Origin of the sequence: Roseateles agri (assembly GCF_034043675.1) — a bacterium.
GTDB lineage: Bacteria > Pseudomonadota > Gammaproteobacteria > Burkholderiales > Burkholderiaceae_C > KK5.
In genome coordinates this window covers 517,372-542,982 of the sequence record NZ_JAXCLA010000006.1, presented here as the reverse complement: position 1 = coordinate 542,982, position 25,611 = coordinate 517,372, and the positions used below count along the sequence as shown (strand labels likewise).

The following is a 25,611-nucleotide window of genomic DNA, read 5'->3' as shown; positions in this document are numbered from 1 at the left end:
ATGGGAAACGACGACGGATGGATCGAGGTGAACGGGCAGCGCCACGACGCGCCCGCAGACCTGTCCGCTCGGGCGATCGAGTTCCTGCGTGAGGACCTGGGCCTGACCGGCACCAAGCTCGGATGCGGCCAGGGCGACTGCGGCAGCTGCACCATCCTGGTGGACGGCGCACCGCACTACGCCTGCATCCTGCCCACCGCGCAACTGACCGGCCGCCGCGTGCTGACCATCGAAGGCCTCGCGACGGGCAGTCCCTGCGGCAGCCGGCTGCAGGACGCCTTCCTCGCGCATCAGGCCGTGCAGTGCGGCTTCTGCATTCCCGGCATGCTGATGGCCTCGGCCGCGGCGATCGACGCGGGCCGCGTCGTCGATCGGCCCAGCGCCTGCGAAGCGATCGAGGGCGTGCTGTGCCGCTGCACCGGCTATCGCAAGATCGTCGATGCCGTCACCGAGGTCGGCACCGGTGCCGCGCCGCGCCGCGCTTGCCTGCCCGCGGCCGGCAAGCCCGAGGTCGGCCGGCCCATCACCCGGCTGGATGGCCGATGCAAGGTCGACGGCAGCCAGCACTTCGGTGCCGACGGCTTCCCGCCGGACAGCCTCTACCTGCGCGCCGTGCGCTGCCCGCATCCCCGCGCGCGCTTCACGTTCGGCGATCTGGACCGGTACGTGCAAGAGCATCCCGGCCTGCGACGGGTGTTCACCCATGCCGACGTGCCGGGCGACAACGTCCACGGCGTGGCCACGCCCTATGCCGACCAGCCGGCGCTGGCGGTGCAGGAGGCCCGGCATCATCTGGAGGCGGTGGCGCTGATCGCCGGCGAGCGCGACGTACTGATGGCGCTGGACATGGCGGACTTCCCCGTGACCTGGGAGGCGCTGCCGGCGGTGTTCGAGATCGACGACGCCACCGCACCGGGCAGCCCGCTGCTGCATGAAGCCCGGCCCGGCAATCTGCTGATCGAGGGACGGGTCGTGCGTGGAGATACGGCATCGGCCATCGCGAACGCCGCCCATGTCGTCAGCGGCTCGTTCCAGTCCAGCTTCGTCGAGCATGCCTACATCGAACCGGAGGCCGGCTGGGCGCGGCGCGTTGGCGATACGGTCGAGGTGCATTCGACGACGCAGTCGCCGCATCCGCATCGTGCCGATCTGGCGCGCATGCTCGCGCTCCCGAAGGAGCAGGTGCGCGTCGTCCCGACCGCCGTCGGCGGCGGCTTCGGCGGCAAGCTGGACATGACCGTCCAGCCCCTGCTTGCGATCGCCGCCTGGCATCTGGACCGGCCCGTCGCCATGGTGCTGACGCGCGAGGAATCGATGGCCACGTCGACCAAGCGCCACCCGGCCCGCATGGTCTCGACGATGGCGGCCGATGCGGCGGGCCGCATCTGCGCCGTGGTATTCGAAGGCGACTACAACACCGGCGCCTACGCCTCCTGGGGCACCGCGGTGGCGAACCGCGTGCCGGTCCATGCGGGCGGCCCGTACCGCGTTCCGCACTACGCGGCCCATGCCCGCGCCGTCCACACCCACATCACGCCGGCCGGCGCGTTCCGGGGCTTCGGCGTGCCGCAGACGATGATGCTGCAGGAGCAGCTCATCGATGCGCTGGCGCGCCAGGCGGGCATCGATGCGCTGGAGTTCCGCCTCCTCAACGCGTTGAAGCTCGGCGACAGCATCCCCACCGGGCAGGTGCTGCACGACAGCGTCGGCATGTTCGACTGCCTGGAGGCGCTGCGCCCGGCCTGGCAGGCAGCGAACGCGCGCGCCCAGCAGCGCAACGGCACTGCACCGGGCCTGGTGCGCCACGGCGTGGGCCTGGCGGCCTTCTTCTACGGCATCGGCAACACGGCCCTGACGAATCCGTCGACGGTACGCATCGGCCTGCGCCCCGACGGCGGCCTGGTGCTGCACCAGGGTGCCGTCGATGCGGGCCAGGGCTCGAACACGGTCATTCCGCAGATCGCCGCCGACGCGCTGGGCGTGCCGCTCGCCCGGCTGCAGATCATCGGCCCCGACACGCACTTGACGCCCGACTGCGGTCGCACCTCGGCCTCGCGCCAGACTTTCGTCACCGGCCGCGCGGCCTTCCAGGCGGGCCAGGCGCTGCTCGGGCGGATCCGGCGCCTGGCCGAGGTCGATGCCGACGCGCCGGTGGTCTTCGGCGAAGGCGGCGTCACTGCCGGCGGCGTGCGGCTCGATCTGGCTGCACTGTCAGTCGATCCGCGGGGTTATGTGATCGCAGCGGAGGAGTCCTTCGACCCGCCGACGACCTCGCTGGATGCGGCCGGGCAGGGCGTGCCCTATGCCGCCTATGCCTTCGGCGCGCAGGTCGCCGAGGTGGAGGTGGACTGCGAGACCGGGCGCGTGCGCGTGCGCCGGGTCGTCGCGGCCCACGACGTGGGCCGGATGGTGAACCCGACCCTGCTCGAAGGCCAGATCGAGGGCGCCGTCGCGCAGGGCGTCGGCATGGCCCTGATGGAGAAGTACCATCCCGGCCTCCACAACAATCTGCACGACTACCTGATCCCCACGGTGCACGACATGCCTGAGGTCGAGACCATCTTCATCGAGAGCCCGACGGCTCTGGGGCCCTACGGCGCCAAGGGCATCGGCGAGCCCGCGCTCGTCCCCACGGCGGCCGCCATCCTGAACGCCGTCCACGACGCCATCGGCGCACGCCTGTGGGAGGCACCGGCGGACCCGCAAGCCGTCCTGCGCGCGCTGGCCGCTCGCGGAACGCCCGCCTGATCCATGCGCGTGGACCGCTGGCTGGCCCTCGTGCCCTTCGTCTTCACGCTGGGCGGCGTCCTGGTCGCCAACCGTGTCCGGCCCTTCGTGTTCGGCCTGCCTTTCTTCCTGGCCTGGACGATGGCCGGCGTCGCGCTCAGCGCCATCGTGATGGCCTGCGTGTACCGCCTGGATCCGGACAATCGGCCCGACGACCCATGAACATTGCCTCCATCGTCATCCTGCTGCCGATGGCCCTGGCCGTATTCCTCGGATTCCGCGCCAGGCGCGGCGTCAAGATGGACCTCGCGCAGTGGAGCGTCGGCGGCGGCGGGTTCTCCGCGCTGCTGGTGTTCGTGCTGATGGCCGGCGAGCTGTACACGACCTTCACCTTCCTCGGCGCCAGCGGCTTCGCCTACGGAGAGGGCGGGCCGGCGCTCTACATCATCAGCTACACCTGCCTGGCCTTCGTGGCGTCCTACTGGCTGCTGCCGCCGATCTGGCGTTTTGCGCGGGCCCATGGCGCGCTGACGCAGGCGGAGGTCTTCGCGAAGGCCTACGGCAGCCCCGCGCTGGGGCTGGTCGTGTCCGTCGTGGCGCTGGTGGCCCTGCTGCCCTACCTGATCGTGCAGCTGAAGGGGCTGGGCATCATCGTCCAGCTGACGTCCTACGGCGCGCTGCCGCCTTCGACCGCGATCTGGATCGGTGCCGCGGTGATGTCGACCTATGTCATGGTCTCGGGCATGCACGGCTCGGCGCTCACGGCGGTCGTCAAGGACGCGCTGGTGCTGGCCGTGTGCGTCTTCCTCGGCATCTACCTGCCCGTGCACTACTACGGCGGGATCACGGCGATGTTCGAACAGCTCGAGGCGGCCCGCCCGGGCTTCCTCTCGTTGCCCGAGACGGGGCGGAACGCCGTCTGGTACGTCTCGACCATCCTGGTGTCGAGCCTGGGCATGTACCTGTGGCCGCACGCCTTCAGCGCCGTCTTCACCGCCAAGTCCGAGCGGAGCTTCCGCAAGAACGCGATGGTGATGCCGCTGTATGCGCTGGTGATGCTGTTCGCGATGTTCGCGGGCTACGCCGCGGTGCTGCAGGTGCCGGGTCTTGCCGGCAACCAGGTCGACCTCGCGCTGCTGAAGCTGTCCATCCAGACCTTCGACCCATGGTTCGTCGGCGCGATCGGAGCGGCCGGCATGCGACGGCGCTGGTGCCCGGCTCGATCATGCTGATCTCCGCCTCGACCCTGCTCGCCCGCAACCTGTATCGGCCGCTGCGGCCCGGCTGCTCGGAGGCCCATCTGGCCAAGGTGGCACGCTTTTCGTCGCCGCTGCTCACCTTGCTAGCCGTGGTCCTGACCTTGGGCGGCAGCCCCAGCATCGTTTCGCTGCTGCTGGTGGGCTTCAGCTTCGTGACCCAGCTCGCACCATCGCTGCTGGCCGCCTTGCTCGGCTGGCCCCGTGCGAATCGCTTCGGTGCCATGGCAGGCATCGCCGCGGGCAGCGGCTTCGTGGCGTCCACGGTCCTCTTCGGTGCCAGCACCCGCACCTTGTTGCCCGGTGCCCCGGGCTGGCTGCATGACGTCAACGTCGGCATCATCGGCCTGGCGCTGAACTGCGCCGCGATGGTGGCCGTGAGCTACCTGACCCGCCATCGCACCCGGCCGGGATCGCTGGCTCCCGCCATGACGCCGATTGCGCCGCTCGCGTCCTGAGTCATTGCGCACGGGCCTCCGCGAGGGCCCGCTGCACCCAGCTTTCCAGTTCGCCGGCGTCGATAGGTTTCTCGATCACGCACAGGGCACCCTGGCGCATCGCGCGCTCGCGCACGCCGTGCGATGCGAGTGCCGTGATGAAGACCGTGGGCACGCTCAGCCCCTCGCCCTGCATGCGCGCCAGCAGGGCGATTCCGTCCAGGTCGTCCAGGCCGATGTCGCAGATCAGGCAGTCGGTGCTGCCGGCCACGTCGGCCGCGAGGAAGTCCTGAGCCGACGCGAAGGCCTTCGCATGCCATCCGAAGGACCGAACCAGGCTGCTCGCCGCCGTCAGCACGAAGGGGTCGTCATCGACGATGGAGACGAGGGCGCAGGCGGTGGGGGCGGACTTCACGGCGGTCACGGGTCATGCCTCAGGCGGCGCGCCGGATCACATCCAGCGCCTGCATCTTCAGCACCAGATCGGCCACCGAGCGGGAACGCATCTTCCGCATGCCCTGGCCACGGTGGATCTTGGCCGTGATCTCAGCGATGCCCATGTCGCCGGCGATCTGCTTGTTCATGCGCCCGGCCGCCACATGGCCCAGCACCTCGCGCTCGCGCGGCGTCAGGTCGGCCCAGCACGAGCGCAATTCATCCAGCGAGCGTTCGGCGGCCAGGCGCCGCGTGTCGGCCTCGAGCGCGCCGATGACGGCGTCGATCATCTCCTGTTGCCTGAACGGCTTCTCCAGGAAGTCCCGCGCGCCTGCCTTCATCGCCTGCACGGTCATCGCGACATCGCCGTGCCCGGTCATGATGATGACCGGCAGGTGTGCCAGGCCCCGATGGGCCAGCGACTGCTGGAAGGCCAGCCCGCTCTCTCCGCGCAAGCGCACATCCAGGACCAGGCAAGCGGGTCCGGCCACCTTCGGGGCGGCCAGGAATTCCTCGGCCGAGCCGAAGGTGCGCACGTCGAGCTGCATCGATCTCAGCAGCCCCTGCAGCGATGTGCGGATCAGCTCCTCGTCATCGACGACGTAGACGGTGAGGGCTTCAGACGGGCTCGGCGGCGTTCGGCCGGACAGGCCGGACTGGCCGGAGGAGGGGGAGAGCGACGGCATATCGATGGACTGGGGAACGCTTGATCGTTACGGTAGCAGAAGGGCTTCGCGCCGGCGCAGCACCTATACCAATGGATAAGTCGAAACGCAGCGACGACACGACAAGCCGTGTCGTCAGGGTCGTGCGCCACGCGCTGCCCGCGGCGTCGCCCGGCGGGAAGACATCCCGCATGCAGAAGCCGCCGACCAGCAGCAGCGCTGCCAGCAGACGCCACGGCAGCTTGAACGGGGTCGCGGCGAAGCGAAGTGCCGCGGCGATCCCGCCGCCAGGCACGATGCTGACGGCCAGGGCCAGCGCGAACGCTGCGCTGGCCGCCAGCGCTCCATCCAGGAATGCGTGGATGTAGCTCATGCCTGGTGTTTTCTCGTGGCCTCAGCCCGGCTGTCCGTCGCCCTTGCGGAGCTGCTGGACCACCTGCTGGTAGCGGCCGTTCGCGCGCAGGGCCTGGTAGCGGGCGCGTGCGGCGGCCAGTGCGCCGGGGATGTCGGCGGATTGGCCATCGGCGCGCTCGAGATCGGCCAGGCCGGACTCCTTGTAGATCTGCAGGTCGGCCTCCACTTCGGCGCGGCTCAGGGCGCGCGCCGCCATGGCGCCCGGCATGCTGAGCGCGTCGTAGCGCGCGCGTGCGGCCAGCAGGGCCGGTGTTTCCTCGGACGCATCGCCGGCCAGCAGTTCTTCCACCGCGAGGCCGGACTCCTGGTACAGCGCCAGGTCGGCCCGCACCTGCTGGCGCGTCAGCGGCTGGTCCGCCGCCGGGTTGCTCGGGATGTGGCGCAGGGCCAGGTAGCGCGCACGCGCGGCGGACCATTCGTTGGTGCCCAGCCGGAACTGGGAGTCGTCGCGTTCGATGTCGGCCAGGCCGGATTTCTCGTAGGCCTGCAGGTCCGCACTCACTTCGGCGCGGGTCAGGGCCTGGGCGCCGCCGGCGGGTGCCGGGTCCGCCCAGGCGACGGAGACGAGGGCGCCCATCAGGGCCGAGCTCATCGTGGCGGTCAGAAGAATGTTCGGCAGCAGGCGGAAGGCTTGGAACGGTTGCAGCTTGTTCATGGTCATCAACTCCTTGGGTCTGAGGTGCCCGGCGGGACGGATTCGCCGCCGGTACGCGGATCGCGGCGCATCGGCTTCGTGCCAGCGGTGTCCGCGATGGAGTTGATGGGACCAGAGGCGCCGCCCGCGCCCAATCAGACGAAGTGAGGGCCGCGCTCATACGCTGGTTTGCGCCGCGGCCAACCGCAGCATGGGCGCTTGCCATCGCTGCCGCAGTTGCATTCATACATCCGGCCGGATGCCGGTGACCGTGGGTTCGGCCGCGGGAAGCTCCAGCACCGCCCGGGTCCCGCCTTCGGACCGCACGCTGAACGCCAGCGTGCCGCCGTGCGCGTCGACGATCGATTTGCAGATGGCCAGGCCCATGCCCATGCCGCTCGACTTCGTGGTGAAGAAGGGCTCGAACAGTCGCTTGGCCGCCTCGTCGGAAAGGCCGGTGCCGCGGTCCTCGACCGCGATGGCCACGGCGCCCGTCGCGGCCTCCGAACAGGACAGCTGCAGTTGCCGTGCGTCGGGTGCCTGCCCGGCCATCGCCTCGGCGCCGTTCATCAGCAGGTTGATGACGACCTGCTGCAGCTGGACCCGGTCCGCGCGCACCCGGCGCGTAGGGGCCGGCCCTTCGCAGCGCAGCGAGACGCCCAGCTCTGCGAGCGGGCCGGCGACCAGGCTGACGCATTCGGCCAGCGCCTCGCGGAGATCGACGTCGGCGAACTGCGGGTCGGCCTTTCGGGCCATCGAGCGCAGGCTCTGGATGATGCTCTTCGCCCGCTTCGCGCTGAGGCTCACGTGCGAGATCATGGCCTGGGCCTCGCCGATGTCGGGCACCTCCCGATCGAGCCAGCGGCCTGCCGCGCTCGCGGAGGTATCGATCGCCGTGAGCGGCTGACCGATCTCGTGCACGATGGACGCCACCAGCTCGCCCATCGCCTGCAGCCGGCTCGACCGCGCCAGTTCGGCCAGGGCCGTGCGCAGCCGCTCGTCGGTCTGCATCTGCAGCATGTGCTGGTCCGACAGTTCCTGGTAGAGCCGCGTGTTCTCCAGCGCAAACGAGGCCTGGGTCGCGATGACCTCCAGCAAGGTCGCCTTGGCGGCCGTGAAGACGTTCGGTGCCAGCTTGTTCTCGACGTAGAGCACGCCGATGAATCGGGCATAGCGCATCATCGGCACGCCCAGCATGGAGCGCGGCCGGGCGCGCTTCACGTAGAGATCCTGCGCCAGCGCGGGCTCGTCGCGCGCATCCCCGATCTGTACCGGCGCCTCCGTCCTGGCGACGGTGAGCAGGGTGGAGACCGGCAGCAACTCGTCGGACAACGGGGTCGGCCCGTGCATCACCTCGATGCCGCCATGCCCCGCGCTGGCGATGGCGAGGACCTGCCAGACGCCTTGCTGCAGCACGGCCAGCGCGCCGAAGTCCGCGCCGCTGCTCTCCAGCGCGGTGCGCATGGCGGTCTCGACGACGCGGTTCAGGACGATGTCGCTGGCCAGCGAGTTCGAGATCCGCAGCACGGCATGCACGTCGAGCTGATGGAGCAGGGGGCTCGCCGGCGCGGGTTGGTCGAGCGCGAGGATGTCCGCGTGGGCCTGCTGCAGCTGCCGCACCTTCGCGGCGGCGCCCAGGCGCTGCCAGGCGCCGAGGGCATGCCGCAGATAGGCCCGCTGTTCGATGTCCCGCCCCAGCCCGGCATAGAAGCCCGCGGCCAGTTCCGCGGCCAGGGCTTCGACCGGCTTGAAGCCTTGCTGGCGGGCCTGCGTCACGGCGCTGGCGTACAGCTGCTGCGCCTCGGAGGCCTGCCCCTGCGTGCGTGCCTGTTCCGCGCGGACCAGGGCCAGCCGGGCGCCGAAGTTCTCGGTGCAGGCAGCGTCCCATGCGCTCAGCAGGGCGAGGTTCGCCGCGATGACATCCTCGTCTTCGCGGCTGAGGTGCGCCTGTGCGAGCAGGGCCAGGCTGCCGTAGTAGGGCAGCTCGGCGAACTCGGCGAAGGAGCGGCCCGCCATCTGGCAGGCCACGGCACGGCGGCGCGCTTCGAGTGCGCCCGGCAGCCGCCCGAACAGCAGATCGAGCTGGAGCCGGTAGACCCAGTAGGCCAGGTCCACGAGCGTGGCGGGCGCGTCCTCCTGGGGTTCGGGCATGGCCTCCAGCAGCTCGCCGCCGTCCTGCAACTCGCCGATCAGCATCTTCTGCGCCAGCAGCGCGTGGACGACCAGCTGGAAGCCGGCGTCACGGGCGCGCACCAGCGCGCTGTCGACCGTCCGGCGGATGTCCCCCAGGAACTCGCCGGCGAACAGCATGCCGGTCGCCTGGTTCCTTCCGCAGTACAGCGCGAAGGTATGGTCGCCGACCTGCGTCGCGATCTCGAAGGCGCGCTCCAGGTGAGCGCGTGCGGACCGCGCCGGCGCGGCCCAGGGGACGACGAAGGTGCCGTAGGTGTGGAACACGCGCGCGCGGTACTTGCCGAGGCCGCGCTCGTTCACCAGATGCAGGGCCAGCTCGCCGAAGGCCTTCGAGCTGGCGTAATCGCCGTAGCGAACGCCGAAGATCTGGTTCAGGCAGACATAGCCGTTGGGCGAGGCGTCCGAGTGGCCGTGCTCGATCGCGAGATTGGTCAGCCGCATCAGCATCACGTCGACCAGGTTCTGGTCCGTATACATGGCGGGCGGCAGCAGCTCGGAGAAGATGTCGGTGATCGAGCGGCGCAGCGGATCGGTGTCGGTCGGGATGTCGTACATGGCCTGCACGCCATGCCGGTCCAGCCATTGGCGCAGGCGCGCATGCTCGGCGTCCACCTCGGCCGCGCTTGGGTGCCGGGGGATCTCGATGCCGGCCTTGGCGAGGAAGCGGATACCGATGTCCAGTGCCTGGCCGAAGTCGCCGCGCGTTGTGTAGAGCGCCGCGCGAAGGCGCGCGACGGCAGCGCCGAACAGCGGGTCGCTGGCTTCGCTCTGCAGGGCGGTCAGGCGCACTTCGGCCGCGTCCAGCGCACCGGTCATGAACTCGGCCTCGCCGCACAGCAGCGTCGCTTCCCGCGCGCCATCAGCATCGGGCACGCTCTCGAAGTAGCCGAGCGCCGAACGGAAGAAGGTCAGCGCCGAATGATGGGCTGCCGCTGCCTTGGCCTGACGACCCGCGGCCAGGTTGAGCCGCGCGAAGGTGCGTCGTTCCTCGGCCTCCGTGACCGCGGGCTCCGCCAGCCGGGCCTGTGTTGCGATGACGTAGGTTCTGGTCTGTGCTCCGCCGCGCGCGATCAGCAGCCGCGCGAGGCGAAGGTGCAGCTCCGCCTGCTGAAGACCGGACAGCGATTCGTAGGCGACGTCCCGCACGTTGTCGTGCGTGAAGACCACCTCGTCGTCGTCGAGGCGAACCAACCCCGCGGCGACGGCGGGCGCAAGCTCGTCCGCTCCTGCGATGGCGGCGATGAGCCACAGCGCGCAGCGATCGCCGGCAGCGGCCACGATCCGCAATGCCGTCTGCGTGCCTTCGGGAAGCTCCTTCAGGTCGTGGACCAGCAACTCCTTCACGGTGAGCCGGACCGGATGCCGCATGATCTGCTGCGGGTCCCATGTCCAGCATGAGGTCGCGGGTTCGTAGCGGATCAGTTGCTCACCGACCAGCCGGCTCAGCAGCCGTTTCAGGAAGAAGGGGTTGCGTCCCGTCCAGGCCTCGATCAGGCCGGCCAGCTCGTCGGGCGCTGAGGCGGTCTTCGGAAACATCTCGCCGATCAGTTCGCGAACCTCCTGCCGGCTCAACGGCGTCAGCGCGATATGGGTCGTCTTCGATGCATCGAGGCGTGTCCCCAGCGGCGGCAGCGCGGTGGCCCCGGCCCCGGCCTCGGTCGAGCGCAGCGATCCCAGCACCAGCATCGGCGCATCGGCATGGTCCTGCGACAGGCGTTCGAGCACCTGCAGCGTCTCCACATCGGCCCACTGCAGGTCGTCGAGTATCAGGACCAGGGGGTGGTCGTCGCGCGCGAAGCAGGCGCTCAGCCTCGCCATCGCGCCCAGCACGATCTCGCGCTCCAGGCCCAGCGAACCTTCCACAAGCCCCGACGCATCGGCCAGCGCCGCAGGTTCTAGCTGCAGGATCGCGCCGAGGCTGGGCAGCAGGCGCACCAGCTTGTCGGCCACCGTGCCGGCCGCTTGCGCGAGCTGCTCACGCCAGGTGGCGAACTCGCGGTCCGCGCTGCCGAGCACGATCTTCAGCAGCGCCTCGAGCGCCTGGGCCATGGTCTCGAAGGGCGCGCCGGTGCGCGCCATGGCGCCCTTGGCCGACGAGACCAAGGGCCTGCTCTGCTTCGCCATCCGGGCGGCCGCCTCGCGCAGCAGTGCCGACTTGCCCAGGCCGGGCGGCCCGGACACGAGACCGATCCGCAGGCCCTGGCCGGCCGCCACGGCGCCGAAGGCGTCGATCAGGCGCTGCAGCTCAGGTTCCCGGCCGATGAAGCCGGCGGCGTCCCTGGGCCGGGCGCCGGCTTCCAGCGGGAATTCGGGGATCGTGCCGTGCTGCTGCAGCAGTTCCTCGCAGGCCCGCAGGTCGGCACACAGCGCATCGGCGCTGGCATAGCGCTGGCCCGGCTCCTTCGCCATCAGGCGGAGCACGATCAGCGACAGCTGCCGCGGCACTTCGGGCTGCAACTCGTTCGGCGGCGCCGGTCGGCTCGTGGCGTGGGCATGCAGTCGGCCGGAGGTGTCCCTGCCGGCGAACGGTGGCCTGCCGGTCAGCAGCTCGTAGAAGATGCAGCCCAGCGCGTAGAGGTCGGTGCGCGGATCGACACGGGTATTGGCGCGCCCGCTGAGTTCGGGCGCCATGTAGTCGACGGCGCGGGGATCCCAGTCGGGCTCCTCGCCCGCTTCGTGCGCCGACCCGGTCGCGGATGCCGCGCAGCAGAAGCCGGTCAGGCGCGCCGTGCGCGTGTCGGGGTCGACCAGGATGCGATCGAGTGTCAGCGATCGGTGCAGGACCCGGGCCGCGTGCATTTTCGACACCGCCGTGGCCACGAGAAGGGCGTCCGAGAGGAACTGCCGCAGCTCGAAGGGCTGGCCGGCGCGGCCATCCAGCAAGGCGCCGCCCGGGTCCTTCAGGACCAGCACGGCCCCGTCGCCATAGGGCAGGAAAGCCACGGGCAGGACGGCCCAGGTCTCGTCCAGTGCCGAGCGGAATTCGAACTCGCGCCGCAGCGCAGCAAGCCTGGGCGGTGCCTCCGGGCTGCGTCCGGCAAGCAGGACGGACTCCCCGTTTTCATTGAGAGTCCGTTGCAGGCGGGCGCCCAGTGGACGAGATTCGGAGCGGAACATGACGGCTTGGTCTGGCATATTTCATGTAGGGAATACTACATGAATGAAATGATAACGGCCGTCACCGCGTCGCGCAAGCGACAGGGCGCTTCGGGGGCAAACCTTGGTAGGAGATGTGCAACTGGAAGTTGTATGGGCAAGCCGCCGCGGCTCTGGTGTCATGCAGCGGCCCCGGTCTCCGGGCCCCGCCATTCCATTCAGACGAAGAAACGAGTCGACACATGCCCAAGTTCCCACCTTCCTCCGCGCCCCTGTTCCGACGGGCGCTCCAATGCCTCGCGATCGCGGCCTCTGCCACTTTCGTCGTGGGGGCACACGCGGCCAACAAGGACGTCGCCAGATGGACCGGGCCGAACGGCGCCACGGTGGCCGACCCTGCGGCTGGCACCGACGCCATCCGGCCGTTCCGGATCGAGGTGTCCGAGAAAGATCTGCAGGAGATGCGCCGACGAATCCGGGCCACGCGCTGGCCGGACAAGGAGACCGTCCCCGACACCTCGCAGGGCGTGCAACAGGCGAAGCTGCAGGAGCTGATGAGCTATTGGGGCACGAGCTACGACTGGCGCAAGACGGAGGCCAGGCTCAACGCCCTGCCGCAGTTCGTCACCACCATCGACGGTGTCGACATCCAGTTCATCCACGTCCGCTCGAAGAACCCCAACGCGATGCCGCTGATCCTGACGCACGGATGGCCGGGCTCGCCGCTGGAGTTCCTGAAGACCATCGGCCCGCTGACGGATCCGGTGGCTCACGGCGGCCGGGCGGAGGATGCCTTCGATGTCGTGATCCCGGCGATCCCGGGCTACGGCTTCTCGGGCCGGCCCGACAAGCTCGGCTGGGGCCCCGATCGAGTCGCGCGCGCCTGGGACACGCTGATGCATCGCCTGGGCTACGACCATTACGTCTCGCAGGGCGGCGACCATGGCTCGGTCATCTCCGACGCCCTGGGCGTGTTGAATCCGAAGGGCCTGCGCGGCATCCACGTGAACATGCCGCCGACGATCCCCACCGAACTGGTCAGCGGCATCTTCGGAGGCACGCCCGCGCCTGCGAATCTGACGGCCGATGAGCGCAAGGCCTACGACACGTTGAGCCACTTCTTCGCGCGCAATGCGGCCTACGGTGCCCTGATGGTGACGCGGCCGCAGACGATCGGCTACGGGCTGTGCGATTCGCCGGTGGAACTCGCTGCGTTCATGTACGAGAAGATCGCGGAATGGACCGACAGCGCCGGCAATCCGGAACGCGTGCTGAGCAAGGACGAGATCCTGGACGACATCACGCTGTACTGGCTGACCGACACCGGCGCGTCCTCCTCACGCTTCTACTGGGAGAACAACAACAACAACTTCAGCGCCGCGCACCAGAAGACGGCCCAGATCACGGTGCCGGTGGCCGTCACCGTCTTCCCGGGCGAGATCTATCGTGCCCCGAAGACCTGGACGCAGAAGGCCTATCCGACGCTCTACTACTTCAACGAAGTGAGCAAGGGCGGCCACTTCGCGGCCTGGGAACAGCCCGATCTCTTTGCAGACGAGCTGCGGGCCGCGTTCAGGCCGCTTCGTTGACGGCAGGTAGTGCGGCTGCCATCGCCGCCAGCCGCCGCGCCGTGCCTTCATCCGCCGGAAAGAAGGACTCGATCGCCAGCTCCTGCAGCGTGATGTCCACCGGCGTGCCGAAGATCGTCGTCGTGCTGATGAAGCTCAGCACGCCGTCGGCGGTCTTCAGCTGGAAGGGCACGGCGACCGCGTGCGGCGCCGGCGTGTCGTGATGCTGCGCATTGGGCGCACCGTAGCCGAGCAGCTCGTCGTGCAGCGATTGCAGCGCGGCATCGCCGGTCGCCGCGATCTGCTGCTGCAGGCGTTCCAGCAGGTGGGTGCGCCACTGCGCCAGGTTGGCGATGCGTGGCGCCAGACCCTCGGGATGCAGGCTCAGGCGCAGCACGTTGATCGGTGGCTGCAGCAGCGCGGGTGCCGCACCGGCCATCAGCAGCGGGACGAGCGCGTTGTGGGCGATGAGGTTCCAGTGGCGGTCCACGGCCAGCGCGGGGTGGGGCTCGTGGCCCTTCAGTACGAGGTCTACCGCCTGTCTCGCCGCGGCGAGCACCGGGTCGTCGAGGCTGCGCTGCGAATACATCGGCGCGAAGCCGGCCGCGACCAGCAGCGCATTGCGCTCGCGCAGCGGCACGTCCAGCCGCTGCGCCAGGCGCAGCACCATCTCGCGGCTCGGCGAGGCGCGGCCGGTTTCCACGTAGCTGAGGTGGCGCGTCGAGATGTCCGCATGCTGGGCGAGGTCCAGCTGGCTCATGCGGCGCTGCGAGCGCCAGTGGCGCAGGTGGGTGCCGAACGGATCGCGTGCGCCAGGTGTGACGGAGGTGTCATTCATGGACGGTCATTCTGAGCGCTGCGCGCCGCGCCGCCATGACCTGGCAGGTCATCGACTCGCCGCAGGCCGGGCGGAATGATCGTCTCCAACGCTGCGGGACGGGCCTGCGGCGGAACGAACCGGAGACCCCGATCATGTCCACGACCACCTTCTTCGCTTCCCCGCGCTTCCTGTCCCGCGTGATGTGGGCCGATGCCGCCTCCTGCGCTGCGAGCGGCGCGCTGCAGCTGCTGTTCACCGAATCGCTGGCACGGCTGACCGGCCTGCCGGCCGCGCTGCTCGGCGGCACCGGCGTCTTCCTGCTGGGCTATGCGGCGCTGGCGGCCTGGATGGCCAGCCGCGCGACGCCGCCGCGTGGGCTGATCGGCCTCGTCGTCTTCGGCAACCTCGGCTGGGCACTCGGCTGCATCGCGCTGCTGGCCTGCGGCGCGTTCCCGGTGAGCGCCTGGGGCGTGGCCTGGGTGCTGGCGCAGGCGGCCTGTGTCGTCGTGCTGGCGGAGCTGCAGTGGACCGGCCTGCGGCGCACGCGCAGCGGCCGTGCGGTGACTGCCTGAAGCGCTGCCTCAGCCGTCCGTCATCAGGGCCTCGACCAGCGTGCGGACGATGCCCATCGCCGGCGCCTCGGCCCGGCCGGCCAAGGTGACGATGCCAAAGCGCGCGGTCGCGTCCAGCGCCGGTTTCATCGGCAACTCGACGAGGTCCGGCGCCGCCGCGCGGATCGCGATCAGGATCGCGTCGCTGTGGCGCACCACCTCGACGAGGCTCGGCACCTCCTCGCAGCGCAGGGTCACGCATTGCGCCGGATGCGCCTGCGGGCCGTAGCGCTCGACCAGCGTGCGCGCGACCTCGTCGCTAAGCGGGGTGGAGGCGATCGGGTACTTCAGCAGCGCGTCGAAGCGCAGCGCGCTGTTGCTTGCGCGGCGACGCGTCAGCGGATGGCCGGGCCGGCACATGATCGTGCCGCGCATCTCGCTGGTGCTGGTCACGCTGAGGTCCGGCGCGGGCAGCAGCGAGCGCGCGTCGACGACCAGTGCGTCCAGCTCCCGGTCGCGCAGCGCGCGCACCAGCAGCTCGGTGCGGGCGCGCGAGATCTCGCAGCGGATCGCGGGGTGCTTCGTCGCCATCAGCTGCAGCAGCGGCGTCATCAGCATCGCACCGGGGCCGGAGCCCATGCCGATGCGGATCGAGCCGGCCCGGCCGGCGCTCTGGTGGCTGCCGCTGGCAGCCAGCTCGTCGGCCTCGAAGACGAGGTTGCGCGCGCGCTGCAGCACCTCGCGGCCATAGGCGGTGGGCGTCGCGCGGCGCCCCACGCGGTCGAACAGCGGCTGGCCCAGCTCGTCCTCCAGCGCCTTGATGCTGCGCGACAGCGCCGGCTGGGTCAGGAACAGCGCCTCGGCCGAGCGGCTGAACGAGCCGGTCTGTGCGAGCGAGATCATGTGGCGGAGCTGGACGAGCGTCATCGCGAAAGTATGCATCCAGCTCATCCAGCAGCGCTCAACAATGCATTGGATGTTTCGGCGGACCGCTCCTACATTCAAGCCGGCATCACCGACCGGAGCCTGCGCCGATGGATACCGACGAAGCGATCGAATCGAGTCCCTACCTGGCCCATGCGCTGGACGCGCAGGTGGGCGAGTTCATCCGGCTGCGGCGTGAGATCCACGCCGAGCCTGAGCTGGCCTTCGAGGAGCACCGCACGGCGGCGCTGGTCGCGGCCAAGCTGGAGTCCTGGGGCTATGCCGTCCGGCGCGGCCTGGGCGGCACCGGGGTCGTCGGCACCCTGGTGCGGGGCACGGGCGGCAAGCGCCTGGGCCTGCGCGCCGACATGGATGCGCTGCCGGTCGACGAGGCCACCGGCCTGCCCTGGGCCAGCCGCAAGCCCGGCCTGATGCATGCCTGCGGCCACGACGGCCACACGGCGATGCTGCTGGCGGCGGCCAAGCGCCTGGCCACGCAGGGCCGCTTCAGCGGGACGCTGCAGCTGATCTTCCAGCCGGCCGAGGAGGGCGGCGCCGGCGCACTGCGGATGATCGAGGAGGGCCTGTTCGAGCAGCATCCCTGCGACGCCATCTTCGCGATGCACAACATGCCGGGCATCCCGCAGGGGCACCTGTCCTTCCGCGAGGGCGCGGCGATGGCCTCTAGCGACTACGCGACGATCACGCTGCAGGGCACCGGCGGCCACGGCGCGATGCCGCACCGCGCGGCGGACAGCATCGTCGCCGCGGCGAGCATCGTGATGGCGCTGCAGACCGTCGTCTCGCGCAATGTCGATCCGCAGCAGATGGCGGTCGTCACCGTCGGCGCGATCCACGCCGGCAAGGCCAACAACGTGATCCCGGCCAGCGCCACGCTGGAGCTGAGCGTGCGCTCGCTGGACCGCGATGTACGAGCGCTGCTGCAGCAGCGGATCCGCGTGCTGGTGGCCGCTCAGGCGGAGAGTTATGGCGTGCAGGCCGAGGTGGCCTGGCGCGCCGGCTATCCGGTGTTGGTCAACACGAAGGCGGAGACGGACTTCGCGCGCAAGGTCGGCCTGGAGCTGCTGGGCGCGGACAAGGTGATCACGGACCGCGCGGCCGAGAGCGGCAGCGAGGACTTCGCCTTCATGCTGGAGCGCGTGCCGGGCAGCTACCTGCTGGTGGGCAATGGCGATGGCGACAGCGCGGGCGCTTGCATGGTCCACAACCCGGGCTACGATTTCAACGACGACAACATCGCCATCGGCGCGGCCTACTGGACGCTGCTGGCGGAACGATTCCTGGCCGATTGAGGAGGACGACATGGACCTTGCCCAAGCCACGTTTGTTTCGCAGCCTGCTTTCGTGCCGCCCGTGCCGCAGCAGCGATCGATCCCGCGCAAGATCGTCGCGGCCACGGTCGCCGGCAATGCGCTGGAGTTCTACGACTTCGTCACCTACGCCTTCTTCGCCGTCTACATCGGCAAGACCTTCTTCCCGGCCTCGACGCCGCTGGGCTCGTTGCTGCTGTCGGTGGCGGTGTTCGGCGTCGGCTTCGTGTCGCGGCCGCTGGGTGGCGTGCTGATCGGCGCCTTTGCCGATCGCGTCGGCCGCAAGCCGGCGATGCTGCTGACGATAGCCCTGATCACCGTCGGCACGCTGGGGCTGGCGCTGACGCCTTCATATGAATCGATCGGCATCGCAGCGCCGGTGATCGTCGTCATCTGCCGGCTGGTGCAGGGGCTCGCGCTGGGCGGCGAGGTCGGGCCGTCGAGCGCCTTCCTGATCGAGGCGGCCCCGTCGAACCGCCGCGGCCTGTTCGCCAGCTGGCAGCTCGCCAGCCAGGGCGTGGCGACCTTGGTCGCCGGCTCGCTGGGCGTCGTGGTGATCGGCACGCTGAGCCCGGCGGATCTCCAGGCCTGGGGCTGGCGCCTGCCCTTCGCGGCGGGGCTCCTGCTGCTGCCGCTGGCCTTCTACCTGCGCCGCGCGATGCCGGAGACGCTGCACGACGCGCCGGTCGTGCCCAGTAACAGCGGCAGCGTGGGCCTGATCAAGCACCGGCGCCTGATCGCGCTGGCGGTGCTCGTCGTGCTGGGCGGCACCGTGTCGACCTATGTCGGCAGCTACATGACGACCTACGCGATCACCACGCTGAAATTCCCGCCGCTGGTCGCGATGGGCGCCACCGTGATGGTGGGCCTGATGACCCTGGTGTTCAGCCTCGTCGGCGGCTGGGCCTGCGACCGTTTCGGCCGCAAGCCGACGATGCTGCTGCCGCGCATCGCGCTGGCCGTGTTGACGGTGCCGGCCTTCGGCCTGCTGGTGGCGAACCCCACGCCGGCCACCTTGCTGGCGGTGACGAGCGTGCTGGCCGCGTTGTCGGCCCTCACCGGCGCGGCCTCGCTGGTGGCGATTCCCGAGCTGCTGCCGCGCGGCATCCGCGCGACGGGCATGTCCATCGCCTACGCGATCGGCGTGGCGCTGTTCGGCGGCACGACGCAGTTCATCATCACCTGGCTGATCGCCGCCACCGGCAACCCGGCCGCGCCGGCCTGGTACGTGGCCGCCACCAGCGTGGTCACCGCGCTGGCGATGCTGGCGTTGCCGGAGAGTCGCAGCCGCGCACTCGAAAACTGACGGATCAAAGCTCGGTGCGCACCGCCCACAGCTCCGGGAACAGCACCACGTCCAGCATCTTGCGCAGGTAGCTCACGCCACCGGTGCCGCCGGTGCCGCGCTTGAAGCCGATCACGCGCTCCACCGTGGTGACGTGGCGGAAGCGCCAGAGGCGGAAGGCGTCTTCCAGGTCGACGAGTTCCTCGGCCATTTGGTACAGGTCCCAGTGCTTGGGTGGATCGCGGTAGACCTCCAGCCAGGCGGCCTTGACGCCGTCGTCGGCGGCGTAGGGCTGGGTCCAGTCGCGCTGCAGGTGGCTTGCCGGCACGGCGATGCCGCGGCGCTGCACCAGCTTCAGCGCTTCGTCGTAGAGGCTCGGTGCGCGGTAGGCCTCGTCGACCTGCGCGAGAAGATCCGGCCGATGCGCATGGGGCTTCAGCATCGCGGCGTTCTTGTTGCCGAGCAGGAACTCGATGCGGCGGTACTGCGCGCTCTGGAAGCCGCTGCTGTTGGCCAGGTAGGGACGGATGGCCGTGTACTCGGGCGGCGTCATCGTCGCCAGCACGTCCCAGGCGTGCACAAGCTGTTCCATGATCCGCGACACGCGGGCCAGCATCTTGAAGGCCTCGGGCAGCTTGTCCTGCGCCACGTGGGCGATGGCCGCCTGCAACTCGTGCAGCATCAGCTTCATCCACAGCTCCGATGTCTGGTGCTGGACGATGAACAGCATCTCGTTGTGCTCGGGCGAGAGCGGATGCTGGGCGTTCAGGATCTCGTCGAGGTGCAGGTAGTCGCCGTAGCTCATGTCCTTTGAGAAGTCGAGCTGCGCCTTCTCGTCGCGAACGATGTTCTCGCCCCCGCTCACGTCACCGCTCCCTGCTTCTGGAAGCGCGGCTGCAGGTACTCCTTGCCGCGCAGCACCTGCACCAGGTGCTCCACTGCGTCCCACACCTCGGCAAAGCCCAGGTACAGCGGCGTGAAGCCGAAGCGCAAGAGGTTGGGCTTGCCGGCGCGGTAGTCACCGATCACGCCGCGCGCGATCAGCGCCTGCACCGCGGCGTAGGCGTCGCCGTCCATCTCTTCGGCAAGCGCCAGCGACACCTGGCTGCCGCGCAGCGCCGGGTCGCGCGGCGAAGCGACCCGCACGCCGAATTCGGCCGCCAGCCGCTCGTCCACCAGCGTGATGAAGGCGTTCGTCAGGTCCAGCGACTTCTGCCGCAGTGCGGCCATGCCGCCCAGCGGCTCGGCGGCCAGCAAGGTGTCGACCCCGCATTCCAGCGCGGCCATCGAGATGACCGACGGCGTGCCGCAGATGTAGCGCTTGATGCCCGGCGCGGGCTGGTAGTCGGTGGTGAAGGCGAAGGGTGCGCTGTGGCCGAGCCAGCCGGACAGCGGCTGCGAGCACTTGTCCGCGTGGCGCGGGTTGACCCAGACGAAGGCCGGCGCGCCGGGGCCGCCGTTCAGGTACTTGTAGCCGCAGCCGACAGCGAAGTCCGCATTGGCCGCGAGCAGGTCCACCGGGATGGCGCCGGCGGAATGGCTCAGGTCCCAGACCACCAGCACGCCGGCCGCGTGGGCCTGCGCGGTGATGGCCTGCATGTCCAGCACGCGGCCGCTGCGGTAGTTCACCTGCGTCAGCATCAGCACGGCGAGCTGCTCGTCGAGCACGGCCGGCAGCTCGTCAGAAGAGTCGATCAGCTTCAGCGTGAAGCCGTGCTGCTGGGCAAGGCTCTGCGCGATGTAGAGGTCGGTCGGGAAGTTCTCGCGCTCGGAGACGATCAGGCGCCGCTGTGAATCAGGCGATTGGGCCTTGACCTGCTCCAGCGCCGCCGACATCACCTTGTAGAGGTTCAGCGAAGTCGAATCGGCAACGATCACCTCGCCCTTGCCGGCGCCGACGAGGCGCGCGATCTTGTCGCCGATGCGGGCGGGCAGGTCGATCCAGTTCGCATCGTTCCAACTGCGGATCAGGCCCACGCCCCATTCGTCCTCGACGACTTGGCGCGTGCGCTCGGCTGTGGCTGCCGGCATCGCGCCGAGCGAGTTGCCATCCAGGTAGATCACGCCGGGCGGCAGGACGAACTGCTTCTTCAGGGCGCGCAGTTTGTCGGCCGTGTCCAGGGCTTCGAAATCTTGTCTTGTCTTCATCATGCTTTCCTCAGGATGGCGCGCACCGGCGATGCGCAGGCGCCGGCCAGCTTCAGCGGCAGCGCGATCAGTTCGTAGTCGCCCTCGGGCACCTCGTCGAGCACCAGGTTCTCCAGCACGCGCAGGTTCAGGCGCAGCAGGCGCTGGTGGCTGTCCAGCGTCTTGCTGTCGGCGGGGTCGACGGAAGGCGTGTCCAGGCCGATCAGCTTGACGCCTTGCGCCGCCAGCCACTCCACCGTCTCGGGCGCGTAGGCGGTGAAGGCGGGGTTCCAGGTCTCGTCGGCCCGCTCGTTGCAGCGCACCAGCACCCGCTCAGGTAACGCGTTAGCCGCATGCATCAGGTGTTCGATGCGGATCAGCGGTCCGCAGGCTATCGCATGGATCACGCGGCAGGGGCCGATGTAGGCGTCCAGGTCCACCTCGGCCGCGCTGGCCGCGTCGTTCGCGTAGTGCAGCGGCGCATCGGCGTGCGCGCCGACGTGCGGCGACATCGTCAGCGCGCTCAGGTTGACCGGGCAGCCGGGGCCGAGCTGCGCGGTCCAGCGCAGGGAATAGGGCTCGTCGCCGGGAAAGATCGGCGAGGCCGGGGAGACGGTGGGGGATATGTCCCAGAGCCGTTTCATGTGATGAGGCACCTCGTTTGACAGCGGCCGGACTCTAGAGTCGTTCGGAATCGCGCGGTGTCGGTTATTTCCAACGTGCAGGACGAATTCTGGCACCGATTCTATTTAGTTGACATCTAAACAATCAATTCCTAAAGTACGCCGCAACGAGGAGTTTTGAGCCATGCGCATCACCTGCATCGGCGGCGGACCGGCCGGCCTGTATTTCGCGCTGCTGATGAAGAAGCAGGACCCGCGTCACGAGGTGACGGTGCTGGAGCGCAACCGCGCCGGCGACACCTTCGGCTGGGGTGTGGTGTTCTCCGACCAGACGCTCGGTGCGCTGCGCGAGGCCGATCCGCAGACGGCGGACGAGATCCTGCAATCGTTCAACCATTGGGACGACATCGAGGTCCACATCAACGGCCGCACGGTGCGCTCGGGCGGCCACGGCTTCTGCGGCATCGGCCGCAAGAAGCTGCTGAACATCCTGCAGGCGCGCTGCGAGCAGCTGGGCGTGAAGCTGGTCTACGAGGCCGACGTGCAGGACGACGCCGGGATCGATGCCGACCTGATCATCGCCGCCGACGGCCTGAACAGCCGCGTCCGCCAGAAGTACGCCGCCAGCTACCAGCCCGACGTCGACCTGCGCAACTGCCGCTTCGTCTGGCTCGGCACGAGCCGGCTGTTTGAGGCCTTCACCTTCGATTTCCAGCAGACCGAGTGGGGCTGGTTCCAGGCCCATGCCTACCGATTCGACGAGCACACCTCGACCTTCATCGTCGAGGCGCCGGAATCGGTCTGGCAGGCGGCTGGCATCGCGGACATGAGCAAGGAGGAGGGCATCGCCTTCTGCGAGCGGCTGTTCGCGAAGGTGCTGGACGAGCACTCGCTGGTGTCCAACGCCTCGCACCTGCGCGGCTCGGCGCAGTGGATCCGCTTTCCGCGTGTCGTCTGCAAGAACTGGGTGCATCGCCGCGAGGGCGACGGCACGCCCATCGTGCTGATGGGCGACGCCGCGCACACGGCGCATTTCTCGATCGGCTCCGGCACCAAGCTGGCGCTGGAGGACTCGATCGCGCTGGCCCGGGACATTGCTGAATCGCCGGTGGACTTGTCCGCTGCGCTGCAGCGTTATGTGGCCAGCCGCTCGATCGACGTGCTGCGCATCCAGAACGCCGCCCGCAATTCGACCGAATGGTTCGAGAACGTCGAGCGCCATGCGCGGCTCGATCCCGAGCAGTTCGCCTACTCGCTGCTGACCCGCTCGCAGCGGATCTCGCACGAGAACCTGCGGCTGCGCGACCAGGCCTACGTCGAAGGCTTCGAGCGCTGGCTGGCCGACGGCCCCGCCGTGCCGCCGATGTTCACGCCGTTCACTTTGCGCGGCCTCACGCTGAAGAACCGCGTCGTCGTCTCGCCGATGGCGCAGTACTCGTGCGTGGATGGGGTGCCGGCCGAGCATCACCTCGTCCACCTCGGCGCGCGGGCGATGGGCGGCGCGGGCCTGGTCTTCGCCGAGATGACCTGCACCTCGCCCGATGCGCGCATCACCCCCGGCTGCCCCGGCCTGTGGAACGACAAGCAGGGCGCGGCGTGGAAGCGCATCGTCGATTACGTCCATGTGAACACCACGGCCAAGATCGCGATGCAGCTGGGTCACGCCGGCGCCAAGGGCTCGACGCGCGTGGCCTGGGAGGGCATCGACCAGCCGCTGGCCGAGGGCGGCTGGCCGCTGATCTCGGCCTCGCCGCAGCAGTACCTGGAAGCGGTCAGCGACTGGTCCCGCGCGATGGACCGCGCCGACATGGACCGCGTGAAGGCGGACTTCGTCGCCGCCACGCGGCGTGCCGCGCAGGCCGGCTTCGACTGGCTGGAACTGCACTGCGCACATGGTTACTTGCTTTCGAGCTTCATCTCCCCGCTGACCAACCAGCGCAGCGACGAATACGGCGGCAGCTTGGAGAACCGGCTGCGCTACCCGCTGGAGGTGTTCGCGGCGATGCGCGCGGTGTGGCCCGGTCCGCTGTCGGTGCGCATCTCCGCGCACGACTGGGTGGCTGGTGGCATCACGCCGGAGGACAGCGTGGCGATCGCCCGAGCCTTCAAGGCGGCGGGCGCGGACCTAATCGACGTGTCCTCGGGCCAGGTCAGCAAGGCCGAGAAGCCGACCTACGGCCGCATGTGGCAGACGCCGTTCTCCGAGAACATCCGCAACCGCGTCGGCATCGCGACGATCGCCGTCGGCGCGATCTCCGAGGCCGACCATGTGAACAGCATCATCGCGGCAGGCCGGGCGGACCTTTGCGCCGTCGCCCGCCCGCACCTGGCCAATCCGGCCTGGACCTTGACCGAGGCCGCGCGCATCGGCTTCACCGGTGTCGAGTGGCCGCGGCAGTACCTCAGCGGCAAGCAGCAACTGGAGCGCGAGTTCGAGCGGCAACGCGCGCAAGGTGTGGCTGCGCAAGAGCAGGCGAACAAGGCGCTGGGCGTATGAAAGGCAAGAACGTTGTCATCACCGGCGGGGGGAGTGGCATCGGTGCCGCTGTCGCCCAAGCATTTGCCGAGGCCGGCGCACAGGTGACGATCATTGGCCGCAGCGCCGAGCGACTGCGCGCGCAGGGCCTGCCGTACCAGGTCGCGGATGTGGCCGACGAAGCGGCTGTCCGCGCGGCCTTCGCCGCCATCGGACCGGTCGATATCCTCGTCAACAACGCCGGCCAGGTCGAGACCGGCAAGTTCGCCGCCACCTCGCTCGATGCCTGGCAGCGCATGCTGAACGTCAACCTGACCGGCACCTTCCTCTGCTCGCGCGAGGTGGTGGACGGCATGGCGCAGCGCGGCTTCGGCCGCATCGTCAACGTGGCCAGCACCGCAGCGCTGAAGGGCTATGCCTACGTGGCCGCCTACTGCGCGGCCAAGCACGGCGTGCTGGGTCTCACGCGGGCGATGGCGCTGGAGTATGCGAAGAAGGGCGTGACGGTCAACGCCGTCTGCCCCGGCTACACCGAGACGGAGATCATCGAGCGCTCGGTGCGTACCCTGGTCGAGAAGAGCGGCCGCAGCGCCGAAGAGGCGAAGGCGGAGTTCGCGAAAAGCAATCCGCAGGGGCGGCTGGTGCAGCCGGACGAAGTGGCGGCGACGGTGCTGTGGCTGGCAGGCAGCGCGTCCGTCAACGGCCAGGCGATCGCCGTCTGCGGTGGAGAGACAGCATGACCGATTTCGAAACCCGCGTCGTCGACGACCACCACCAGGCCTTAAAGCTCTGGCTGCGCCTGCTGGCCTGCACGACCCGTGTGGAGAACCAGATCCGCAGCCGGCTGCGCACGGAGTTCGACACGACGCTGCCGCGCTTCGACCTGTTGGCCCAGCTGGAGCGCCACCCAGACGGGCTGACGATGCGCGAGCTGTCGCAGCGCTTGATGGTCACAGGCGGCAACGTCACCGGCATCACCGACCAGTTGGAGGCCGAGGGCCTGGTGGCACGCGAGGCGCACCCGAGCGACCGCCGCTCGTTCGCCGTCAAGCTCACCGCCGCGGGCCGGCGCCAGTTCAAGAAGATGGCCAGCACGCACGAGCAATGGATCGTCGAACTGCTGGCCGGCTGGAGCGCGGAGCAGAAGACGCAGGTCTACGAACTGCTGGCCGTGCTGAAGGATCACCACGCATCAAAGGAATCGCAGTGATGGATCAACATCTCGTGGCGGGCAATACCGTCGATCTTTCCAGTTATGTGCCGCAGCACTTCGGCTGGGAACAGCGCGGCGCCGTCGGCGTCATCACCTTGAACCGCCCCGAGCGAAAGAACCCGCTGACCTTCGACTCCTACGCCGAACTGCGCGACCTGTTCCGCAAGCTCTGCTACGTGCCCGATGTGAAGGCCATCGTCGTGCAGGGCGCCGGCGGCAATTTCTGCTCCGGCGGCGACGTGCACGAGATCATCGGCCCGCTGACGAAGATGACGATGCCGGACCTGCTGGCTTTCACGCGGATGACCGGTGACCTGGTCAAGGCCATGCGCGCCTGCCCGCAGCCCGTGATCGCCGCCATCGACGGCGTCTGCGCCGGCGCCGGCGCGATCATCGCGATGGCCTCGGACCTGCGCGTGGGCACCGCGCGCTCGAAGACGGCCTTCCTGTTCACCCGCGTGGGCCTGGCCGGCTGCGACATGGGCGCCTGCGCGATCCTGCCGCGAATCGTCGGCCAGGGGCGGGCGTCGGACCTGCTCTACACAGGCCGCTCGCTGGGCGGCGAAGAGGCGTATTCGTGGGGCTTCCTGAACCGCCTCGTCGAGCCCGAGCAGGTGTTGGACACGGGCGTGGCCCTGGCCACCGACCTCGCCAACGGCCCGAGCTTCGGCCACGCGATGACCAAGAAGATGCTCCACCAGGAATGGGCGATGGGCGTGGACGAGGCGATCGAATCCGAAGCGCAGGCCCAGGCGATCTGCATGATGACGCAGGACTTCCACCGGGCGTATCACGCCTTCGTGGCGAAGCAGAAGCCGGTGTTCGAGGGCGACTGA

At 69.4% G+C, this 25,611-nt stretch carries 20 protein-coding genes and 1 pseudogene; 11 read left to right on the top strand and 10 right to left on the bottom strand.

The features are described 5' to 3' along the window. The 3 genes and pseudogenes from SNE35_RS20380 to SNE35_RS20370 all read left to right on the top strand — a co-directional run bounded on the left by SNE35_RS20380 (position 1) and on the right by SNE35_RS20370 (position 4,441). Positions 1-2,748, top strand: a complete 2,748-nt coding sequence (locus SNE35_RS20380) for a molybdopterin-dependent oxidoreductase (RefSeq protein ID WP_320424841.1) — start codon at positions 1-3, stop codon at positions 2,746-2,748. Positions 2,749-2,751: 3 nt separating this feature from the next. Beyond that, positions 2,752-2,949 (top strand): DUF3311 domain-containing protein, encoded by a 198-nt coding sequence (locus tag SNE35_RS20375; protein ID WP_320424840.1) that lies wholly within the window; start codon positions 2,752-2,754, stop codon positions 2,947-2,949. After that, positions 2,946-4,441 (top strand): annotated as a pseudogene (locus tag SNE35_RS20370) (sodium:solute symporter family protein). Before SNE35_RS20375 ends, SNE35_RS20370 begins: the two are co-directional and overlap by 4 nt. 1 nt (position 4,442) lies before the next feature. On the opposite strand, the gene SNE35_RS20360 reads toward SNE35_RS20370, so the two are convergent. From SNE35_RS20360 to SNE35_RS20340, 5 genes are all read right to left on the bottom strand, one after another. Beyond that, positions 4,443-4,844 (bottom strand): response regulator transcription factor, encoded by a 402-nt coding sequence (locus SNE35_RS20360; RefSeq protein WP_320424837.1) that lies wholly within the window; start codon positions 4,842-4,844, stop codon positions 4,443-4,445. A 10-nt stretch (positions 4,845-4,854) separates the two neighbouring features. Beyond that, positions 4,855-5,541: a response regulator transcription factor gene (locus tag SNE35_RS20355; RefSeq protein WP_320424836.1), complete on the bottom strand. Its 687-nt coding sequence runs from the start codon at positions 5,539-5,541 to the stop codon at positions 4,855-4,857. Next, entirely contained in the window at positions 5,474-5,893 is a 420-nt protein-coding gene (locus SNE35_RS20350) for a hypothetical protein (RefSeq protein ID WP_320424835.1), read from the bottom strand. The genes SNE35_RS20355 and SNE35_RS20350 overlap by 68 nt, the downstream gene beginning before the upstream one ends. 21 nt (positions 5,894-5,914) lie before the next feature. Continuing rightward, on the bottom strand, positions 5,915-6,589 hold the full coding sequence (locus tag SNE35_RS20345; RefSeq protein ID WP_320424834.1) for a DUF4148 domain-containing protein: 675 nt from the start codon (positions 6,587-6,589) through the stop codon (positions 5,915-5,917). A gap of 222 nt (positions 6,590-6,811) precedes the next feature. After that, positions 6,812-11,878, bottom strand: a complete 5,067-nt coding sequence (locus tag SNE35_RS20340) for a trifunctional serine/threonine-protein kinase/ATP-binding protein/sensor histidine kinase (RefSeq protein ID WP_320424833.1) — start codon at positions 11,876-11,878, stop codon at positions 6,812-6,814. Between the two features lie 221 nt (positions 11,879-12,099). Between SNE35_RS20340 and SNE35_RS20335 the strand changes: the two genes are divergently transcribed. After that, entirely contained in the window at positions 12,100-13,446 is a 1,347-nt protein-coding gene (locus SNE35_RS20335) for an epoxide hydrolase family protein (protein WP_320424832.1), read from the top strand. On the opposite strand, the gene SNE35_RS20330 is transcribed toward SNE35_RS20335, so the two are convergent. Then, positions 13,430-14,263: a helix-turn-helix domain-containing protein gene (locus SNE35_RS20330; protein ID WP_320424831.1), complete on the bottom strand. Its 834-nt coding sequence runs from the start codon at positions 14,261-14,263 to the stop codon at positions 13,430-13,432. The genes SNE35_RS20335 and SNE35_RS20330 overlap by 17 nt on opposite strands. A 134-nt stretch (positions 14,264-14,397) precedes the next feature. Between SNE35_RS20330 and SNE35_RS20325 the strand changes: the two genes are divergently transcribed. After that, complete coding sequence (locus tag SNE35_RS20325; RefSeq protein WP_320424830.1) at positions 14,398-14,817, top strand: hypothetical protein; 420 nt, start codon at positions 14,398-14,400, stop codon at positions 14,815-14,817. Between the two features lie 9 nt (positions 14,818-14,826). On the opposite strand, the gene SNE35_RS20320 is transcribed toward SNE35_RS20325, so the two are convergent. Then, complete coding sequence (locus SNE35_RS20320; RefSeq protein ID WP_320424865.1) at positions 14,827-15,723, bottom strand: LysR family transcriptional regulator; 897 nt, start codon at positions 15,721-15,723, stop codon at positions 14,827-14,829. Between the two features lie 107 nt (positions 15,724-15,830). Here SNE35_RS20320 and SNE35_RS20315 point away from each other — a divergent pair, with 107 nt between their 5' ends. Together SNE35_RS20315 and SNE35_RS20310 are read left to right on the top strand one after the other, a co-directional pair. Beyond that, a complete protein-coding gene (locus SNE35_RS20315; RefSeq protein WP_320424829.1) occupies positions 15,831-17,033 on the top strand; it encodes a M20 aminoacylase family protein in 1,203 nt (400 codons plus the stop codon). Between the two features lie 10 nt (positions 17,034-17,043). Further along, on the top strand, positions 17,044-18,357 hold the full coding sequence (locus SNE35_RS20310) for an MFS transporter (protein WP_320424828.1): 1,314 nt from the start codon (positions 17,044-17,046) through the stop codon (positions 18,355-18,357). A 4-nt stretch (positions 18,358-18,361) separates the two neighbouring features. Here the strand turns inward: SNE35_RS20310 and kynA are convergent, their stop codons facing one another. Genes kynA through kynB form a run of 3 tightly spaced genes read right to left on the bottom strand, consistent with a single transcriptional unit; the run spans position 18,362 to position 21,107 of the window. Further along, positions 18,362-19,201, bottom strand: coding sequence for a tryptophan 2,3-dioxygenase (gene kynA / locus SNE35_RS20305; protein ID WP_320424827.1), 840 nt, complete (start codon positions 19,199-19,201; stop codon positions 18,362-18,364). Continuing rightward, a complete protein-coding gene (gene kynU, locus SNE35_RS20300; protein WP_320424826.1) occupies positions 19,198-20,484 on the bottom strand; it encodes a kynureninase in 1,287 nt (428 codons plus the stop codon). The genes kynA and kynU overlap by 4 nt, the downstream gene beginning before the upstream one ends. Then, positions 20,484-21,107 carry an arylformamidase gene (gene kynB / locus SNE35_RS20295; protein WP_320424825.1) on the bottom strand — a complete coding sequence of 208 codons (624 nt, stop codon included), beginning with the start codon at positions 21,105-21,107 and terminating at the stop codon, positions 20,484-20,486. The genes kynU and kynB overlap by 1 nt, the downstream gene beginning before the upstream one ends. 163 nt (positions 21,108-21,270) lie before the next feature. On the opposite strand from kynB, the gene SNE35_RS20290 reads away from it, so the two are divergent. The 4 genes from SNE35_RS20290 to SNE35_RS20275 are packed head-to-tail and all read left to right on the top strand — an operon-like array spanning position 21,271 to position 25,611. After that, on the top strand, positions 21,271-23,583 hold the full coding sequence (locus tag SNE35_RS20290) for a bifunctional salicylyl-CoA 5-hydroxylase/oxidoreductase (protein WP_320424824.1): 2,313 nt from the start codon (positions 21,271-21,273) through the stop codon (positions 23,581-23,583). Beyond that, on the top strand, positions 23,580-24,302 hold the full coding sequence (locus tag SNE35_RS20285; RefSeq protein ID WP_320424823.1) for an SDR family NAD(P)-dependent oxidoreductase: 723 nt from the start codon (positions 23,580-23,582) through the stop codon (positions 24,300-24,302). The genes SNE35_RS20290 and SNE35_RS20285 overlap by 4 nt, the downstream gene beginning before the upstream one ends. After that, positions 24,299-24,772: a MarR family winged helix-turn-helix transcriptional regulator gene (locus tag SNE35_RS20280; RefSeq protein ID WP_320424822.1), complete on the top strand. Its 474-nt coding sequence runs from the start codon at positions 24,299-24,301 to the stop codon at positions 24,770-24,772. The genes SNE35_RS20285 and SNE35_RS20280 overlap by 4 nt, the downstream gene beginning before the upstream one ends. Beyond that, on the top strand, positions 24,772-25,611 hold the full coding sequence (locus tag SNE35_RS20275; protein ID WP_320424821.1) for an enoyl-CoA hydratase family protein: 840 nt from the start codon (positions 24,772-24,774) through the stop codon (positions 25,609-25,611). The genes SNE35_RS20280 and SNE35_RS20275 overlap by 1 nt, the downstream gene beginning before the upstream one ends.